The sequence below is a fragment of the Mesorhizobium sp. M4B.F.Ca.ET.017.02.2.1 genome (assembly GCF_003998955.1).
In the GTDB taxonomy this organism is placed as follows: domain Bacteria; phylum Pseudomonadota; class Alphaproteobacteria; order Rhizobiales; family Rhizobiaceae; genus Mesorhizobium; species Mesorhizobium abyssinicae.
Genome location: NZ_RZOF01000342.1, coordinates 1 through 6,692, shown reverse-complemented (window position 1 = coordinate 6,692; position 6,692 = coordinate 1). Strand labels below are relative to the sequence as shown.

Below are 6,692 nucleotides of genomic sequence, written 5' to 3'. Positions count from 1 at the left end.
GGCCACAGCCAATCTCCCCCCTTGGGGGAGATGTCGCCGAAGGCGACAGAGGGGGTCGCCGCGCGTGAAGCGCCGACGCCTCTGTGCGACGAAGACAGGGGGGAGATCTATGTTAGACGACCCCCTCTGGCCTGCCGGCCATCTCCCCCTCGAGGGGGGAGATCAGCGCCTCATCGCACCCGCCAAATTGACTCCCCCGCCGCTCTCCGCCATCCTTATAGCCAGCCGCCGCTCCTAGGCTGCATAGATGTGTGAGCCCATGGCCAGTTCCGTCGCCAGAGAAAACTCCCGCCGCGCCGCGGTGAAGAAGGCGCTCGACCGCCACAAGGTCTATGTCACCGCGCAAAGCTTCTCCGGTGGCACATACAGCGCGCGCGTGCTGGTCGACGGCGAGGCCTATTGGGTCGATGAGTTCCGGCTGAGCCAGCTCAGGCAAGGGCTGACCCCGGCTGAGCTCGAGCTCACGCCGGCCGCCGACGATTGAGTTTTCACGGATGATCATGGCAAGGCTGGCGGGACAGCACCCCCCTCTGGCCTGCCGGCCATCTCCCCCTCAAGGGGGGAGATTGGCTGTTCCGGCGCCGGCCATCATTGTTCAACGTTGGCGATTGGCGAAAGCCGGCGCGACGTCTGATCTCCCCCCAAGTGGGGGAGATGGCCGGCAGGCCAGAGGGGGGCGCGAAGGAGCTCGGCTTTTGCCTTTGGCGGGCGCTGGTTGCTGATGCCCTCCAACCTCAAACCCTACCGCGCCAAGCGCGAATTCAGCCGCACGCCGGAGCCGGTGGGTGGGGTTGTCTTCGATGCGGGCAACCGCTTCGTCGTCCACAAGCACCACGCCACCGCCGACCATTACGATCTGCGCCTCGAGGTCGGTGGCGTGCTGAAGAGCTGGGCGGTGCCGCGCGGGCCCTCGCTCAACCCGGCCGACAAGCGCCTCGCCGTCGAGACCGAGGACCATCCGCTCGAATACATCGACTTCGAGGGCGTCATCCCCGAGGGCGAATATGGCGGCGGGCCGATGATCGTCTGGGACACCGGCACCTGGGCGCCGATGGAGGATGTCGAGAAGTCGCTTCGCACCGGCGCCTTCAAGTTCCGCCTGGCCGGCGAGAAGCTGAACGGCGGCTGGATGCTGACCAGGCTGAAGCCAAAGCCCGGCGAGGACGAAGCGAAGAAGAACTGGCTCTTGTTCAAGGAGCGCGACCTCGCCTCCGATACCAAGCTCGACATCCTCGAAGCGCGGCCGGAAAGCGTGAAGTCCGGCCGCCGCATCGAGGAACTGGCGGCGCCGCCGAGGAAGGCCGAGCGTCTGCCGCCGAAAGCCGGCTCGCTGAAGCCCGGCGCGCTGCCCGGCGCCGTCAAGGCCGCACCGCCTTCCCGCATCGAGCCGCAGCTCGCCACCCAGGTGCCGAAGCCGCCTGGCGGCGAGGGGCCGGCGGAAAACACCAGCGAGCACTGGCTGCACGAAATCAAGTTCGACGGTTACCGCACCATGGCCCATGTCGTGGATGGCGAGGTCAGGCTGATCACCCGCGGCGGCATCGACTGGACGAAGCGCTATGGCGACCTGCCACAGGCCTTCGCCAGGCTGCCGGTCAGCCAGGCAATCATCGACGGCGAGATCATGGTTCTCGACGAGAAGGGCATTTCCCGTTTCGCGCTGCTGCAGGACGCGCTCTCGGCCGGCGCCGGCAGCAAATTGCATTTCTACGCCTTCGACCTCCTCCACCTCGACGGCTGGGACCTGCGCAAGGCGCCGCTGCGGAAGCGTAAGGCGCTGCTTGCCGAACTGCTCGCCGGCCAGGCCGCCAACGCCGCCATCCAGTTCAGCGACCATGTCGAGGGCGACGGGCAGGGTCTCTACGAACAGGCCTCGGACCTTGGGCTGGAAGGCGTCGTCTCCAAGCGCGCCGACGCCATCTACCAGAGTGGCCGCACCAAGAGCTGGACCAAGGTGAAGGCGCAAAAGACGGATGATTTCGTCATCGCCGGCTATACCGTGTCCGACCGGGCGGAAGGTCTGGCGGCGCTGGGAATGGCCGAGTTCGAAAACGGCGAATTGCACTATCGCGGCAAGGTCGGCACCGGCTTCGACCGCGACATGGCGACCGACCTGCTTGCCCGGCTGGAACGGCTGACCGCCGGCGCCACGCCGCCCGAGGGGGCGCCGCGCGAGATCATGCGCGAGATGCATTGGGTGAAGCCGCTGCTGTCGGCCCGCATCCGCTATTCCAACCGCACCGCCGACAATGCGATCCGCCACGGCGTCTTTCGCGGATTGCGCGATGTCGGCGGACTGACGACGCCGGCGCCGGTCAAGCGCAAGCGGCTGATCGCCGAATCCGACCTCGCCACCATCTGGGTCACCAATCCGGAGCGCCGGCTGTTCGGCAAGACCGGGCCGACCAAGCTCGACATTGCCGTCTACTACGCGCTGGTCGGCGATTTCATGCTGCCGCACATCATCGGCCGCCCGGTGTCGCTGGTGCGCTGCCCGACCGGAAAGCCGCAGGACTGCTTCTTCCAGCGCCATGCCTTCACCGGCATGCCGCCCTCGGTCGTCACCTTCGGGGCCACCAACTCCGAAGGCGAGACCAAGTCCTATCTTTCGGTCGAAGGGGCAAAGGGCTATCTGGCGCTGGCCCAGTTCGGCGTGGTGGAGTTCCACACCTGGGGCACGCATCGCACCAGCCTCGACAAGCCCGACCAGATCGTTTTCGACCTCGATCCGGGCGAGGGGATCACCTGGCGCGAGGTGGTGGAGGCGGCCGTGCACATCAAGGGCGGCCTTGAGGCGCTGGGGCTGGTGCCGTTCGCCAAAACCTCGGGCGGCAAGGGCATCCACATCACCGTGCCGGTGACCAGAAAGCAGAACTGGAAGAAGCTGCACCAGGCCTCGAGCGCCATCTCGACTTATCTGGCGGCAAGCGCGCCCGACACCTTCACCACCACCATGGGCAAGGAAAACCGCAAGCGCCGCATCTTCATCGACTTCCACCGCAACGCCCGCGGCCACACCTCCGCTGCGCCTTATTCGCTGCGCGCCCGCACCAACCTGCCGGCCTCGACCCCGGTAAGCTGGGCGGATCTCGAGACGATCGACGCGCCGGAGGACCTCAACTACGCCTCGCTGCCGGGGCTCTTGGAGACGTCGGGCGATCCCTGGGCGGAGATCGACGAGGCGGCGAGGGATTTGCCGGTGATGGACAAGGCGGGATAGGCGACGAGCGTCGCGTTCCTTCGCGCCCCCGCTCAGTTCCATCTCCATCGACGCTTCCTACAATTTGAATTATCCTCCCCCCAGCCCCGAAAAACACTTCGCTAGGGATTTGCCGTTATCGTGAGGGGTCGGTGTAGGATTTCCACAGCGCCAACCGTCCTTGAGCGGGAGCGCTGCAACGAGCATGGTCCCAAAAAGTGGGAACCGGTTTTTGGACAAGACCATGCTCCAAGATAAAGTCAGTGCATGGCCGCGTAGGAGTTCATCATGGCGCCCAGGGCAAGTTGGAAAGGTTACCTCAAGCTCAGCCTCGTCAGCTGTCCGGTCCGGCTCTATCCGGCCACCAGCGCGAGCGAACGCATTGCGTTCAACCAGCTGCATAAGAAGACCCACAACCGCATCAACATGAAGCCGGTCGATCCCGAGCTAGGGCTGGTCGAGCGCTCGGATCTGGTCAAGGGTTACGAATACGAGGACAAGCAATACATCATCATCGATGATGCCGACCTCGATGCGGTCAGGATCGAATCCAACCACACGATGAACATCGAGGCCTTCGTCGACGAAGGCGAGGTCGACGTCATCTACCAGGACTCGCCCTATTACCTGGCCCCCGACGGAGCCATGGCCGAGGAGACCTTCGCCGTGCTGCGCGAGGCGATGCGCCAATCCGGCAAGCTGGCGATCGCGCGCCTGGTGCTGTCCAGCCGCGAGCGCGTGGTGACGATCGGCGCGCGCGAGAACGGCATGTTCGTCTGTACCTTGAGGAACCCGAACGAAGTGCGCGGCACGGCTGAATATTTCGGCAACATCCCGGCCGGCAAGCCGGACCCCGAAATGCTGCAGCTGGCCGAGGCGCTGATCAAGCAGAAGGAAACCACCTTCGATCCGAAGAAATACGAGGATCGCTACGAGGTGGCGCTGATGGCGATGATCCGCGAGAAGCTGAAGGGCCACAAGCCGATCATCGCGGCCGCGCCCGAGCGCGGCAACGTCATCAACCTGATGGATGCGCTGAAGGCCAGCCTGTCGCAGTCCGCCAAGCCGCCGGCCAAGTCGAAGAGCAAGGCCGAGGAGGCGCCGGCAAAACCCGCTGCCAAAAAGGCCGCCGCCGGCGGTGCGCCTGAAAACCCGCTGAAGGCGAACCTGTTGAAGGCCGTCGGCAAGAGCAAGAAGTGACGGCAGGGCCAGTCATCGTTCCCGGCGCCGTCTTCGGCGCCGTCGGCGCGCTGGCCGCCTTTCCGCTCCGGCTCGCCGCGCGCGAGGTCGAGCGCCGCCATGCCGAGCTGAGGCGCGGCGTCACGCGGCGCACGACGCATGTCGTCTTTGGCCGCACGCTGCTGGCAAAAGCCGCGACGGGCAGGACAGGCGATGCCGAGATCGTGCGCCGAACGAATGCGGAGCGCGAAGCCGGCCGCGCGCTGATCAGCGAGAACGGGTTCCTGCGCCTGCTCGGCCTGATGAAGGCGCCGGAAGCCTCGTCGCTGTCCAGGCAGTCGCTCATCGACCAGTCGCGGCTTGCCGGCGACGATCTCGACATGCTGTCGCTGTTCGACGCCTTCGAGCACGACGGCGAGCCCTATTCCTTCCGCGATCTGATCCTGGCCCGCAAATATGCAGGGCTGATCGCCAGCGGCGCGACCTGGGGAGCCATCGCGCGCTCCGTCCACCGCTCCGGCCCGGTCGCCTCGCTCACCGCCAAGTCCCTCAATGTCGGGTCGCAGCATGGTCGTCCGGATGCGATCTATCTCGACGAGGGTATGAGCGAACTCGACGGCCAACTGCTGTTCGATCTGGGCAGTCCTGAAGACGATACCCTGGAGGAACTCTTCGCCGAGGCGGAGACCGCGGAAGAGGAGGAGCGCCATGATGACGCGGCCACACTCTACCAGCGCTGCCTGGCGATCGACCCCAGCGATGCCATCGCCGCCTTCAATCGCGCCAACTGCCTGCGCGGCGCCAGCCGCGTGGCGGAAGCCGCGCACGACTATGCGCGGGCGATCAAGCTCGATCCCGGCTTCGTCGAAGCCTGGTTCAACCTCGCCGGCCTGATGAGCGACGAGGGCAAGGTGGCCTCGGCCCGCCGCCATCTTCAGAAGGCGATCACGCTCGACAAGGCTTATGCCGACCCGGTGTTCAATTTGGCGCGGTTGGAGTTCGACGCGGGGAATTTTCCCGAAGCCCGCCGGCTTTGGGCGCGCTATCTGGAATTGGATACCGACTCCGAATGGGCGAGGCTGGCGCAGAAGGGCATACAGTTCGTGGATCTGCATATGGCGCGGACAGCGGGGTGACAATGATTGGCGAAGGCCGTCGCGACAGCCAATCTCCCCCCTTGTGGGGGAGATGTCCGACAGGACAGAGGGGGGCGCTGTCCCGCCAGCCTCTCAACGGCTCGCGGCGTCGACCTCTAAGACTTTCGATTTGTAAGAGTCGAAGTCGGCGTTCCTTCGCGCCCCCCTCTGGCCTGCCGGCCATCTCCCCCACAAGGGGGGAGATCAGCAGCTTCGCCGTCGCGCCGAGCACAGCCCCATGACCCACTTCCTCTTCGACGGCTTCGACACCGCTCCCGTCACCATCCTGCTCGCTCACGGCGCGGGCGCGTCGATGGATTCGCCCTCGATGGCCGCCACCGCCAAGGCGCTCGCAGCGGCCGGCTTCCAGGTCGCGCGCTTCGAGTTCCACTACATGGCCGCCCGCCGCTACGGCCATCGCAAGCCACCGCCGCGCGCCGAGACGGTGAATCCTGAATACATCAAGGCGATCGCCGACCTGCGCGCCAAGGGCGTGACCGGCAAGCTGATCATCGGCGGCAAGTCGATGGGCGGGCGCGTCGCCTCCATGGTCGCCGACGAGATGTTTGAAAAAGGCGACAGCGCCGGGCTGGTCTGCCTCGGCTATCCGTTCCATCCGCCAGCCAAGCCCGAGCAGCTGAGGACAAAACATCTCCTCGGCCTCAAGACCCCGACGCTGATGTTCCAGGGCACGCGCGACGAGTTGGGCACAAAGGACGAGGTGGCGACCTACGGTCTCTCCGACGCAATCGAGATGATCTGGCTGGAGGATGGTGACCACGATCTGAAGCCGCGCAAGGCGATCTCGGGTTTTTCGACCGCGGATCATCTGGGGACGATGGCGGAGAGGGTGAAGGCTTGGGCAGAGGGGCTTTAGGGCGGTCGCTTCGACCCTGATTGGACATTCTTTGGCGTCTGCGCCGCCCCTCATCTGGCTGCCGCCATCTTCTCCCCGTGAACGGGGAGAAGGGCGCTGTCGCCTCCGGTTTCGCTCATCGCCAGCGTTGCAGGAAACGCGCCGGCGTCACGGCCAGCCCTCTTCTCCCCGTTAACGGGGAGAGCGACTGTCTTGGCTGTCAAGCTGTTTGCCATGGTTTTTGGTCGCGGATGATGGCGTTGAGAATGGTCAGCAGCTTTCGCATGACGGCCACGACGGCGACGATCTTCGGCTTGCCGAC

The 6,692-nt window shown here is 65.5% G+C and carries 5 protein-coding genes and 1 pseudogene; 5 read left to right on the top strand and 1 reads right to left on the bottom strand.

Going from position 1 to position 6,692, the window contains the following annotated elements:
* The first annotated feature begins 259 nt into the window (after positions 1 to 259).
* The 5 genes from EN738_RS28445 to EN738_RS28420 all read left to right on the top strand — a co-directional run bounded on the left by EN738_RS28445 (position 260) and on the right by EN738_RS28420 (position 6,391).
* Complete coding sequence (locus tag EN738_RS28445) at positions 260 to 484, top strand: hypothetical protein (RefSeq protein WP_127286561.1); 225 nt, start codon at positions 260 to 262, stop codon at positions 482 to 484.
* Between the two features lie 237 nt (positions 485 to 721).
* Positions 722 to 3,220 carry a DNA ligase D gene (ligD, locus tag EN738_RS28435; RefSeq protein ID WP_127286559.1) on the top strand — a complete coding sequence of 833 codons (2,499 nt, stop codon included), beginning with the start codon at positions 722 to 724 and terminating at the stop codon, positions 3,218 to 3,220.
* Between the two features lie 267 nt (positions 3,221 to 3,487).
* Positions 3,488 to 4,399 carry a Ku protein gene (locus tag EN738_RS28430; protein WP_127286558.1) on the top strand — a complete coding sequence of 304 codons (912 nt, stop codon included), beginning with the start codon at positions 3,488 to 3,490 and terminating at the stop codon, positions 4,397 to 4,399.
* Positions 4,396 to 5,514 (top strand): tetratricopeptide repeat protein, encoded by a 1,119-nt coding sequence (locus tag EN738_RS28425; RefSeq protein ID WP_127286557.1) that lies wholly within the window; start codon positions 4,396 to 4,398, stop codon positions 5,512 to 5,514. The genes EN738_RS28430 and EN738_RS28425 overlap by 4 nt, the downstream gene beginning before the upstream one ends.
* A 238-nt stretch (positions 5,515 to 5,752) precedes the next feature.
* On the top strand, positions 5,753 to 6,391 hold the full coding sequence (locus EN738_RS28420; RefSeq protein ID WP_127286556.1) for an alpha/beta family hydrolase: 639 nt from the start codon (positions 5,753 to 5,755) through the stop codon (positions 6,389 to 6,391).
* A 199-nt stretch (positions 6,392 to 6,590) separates the two neighbouring features.
* Here EN738_RS28420 and EN738_RS28415 read toward each other — a convergent pair.
* Positions 6,591 to 6,692, bottom strand: a pseudogene (locus EN738_RS28415) (IS110 family transposase); the annotation flags it as partial.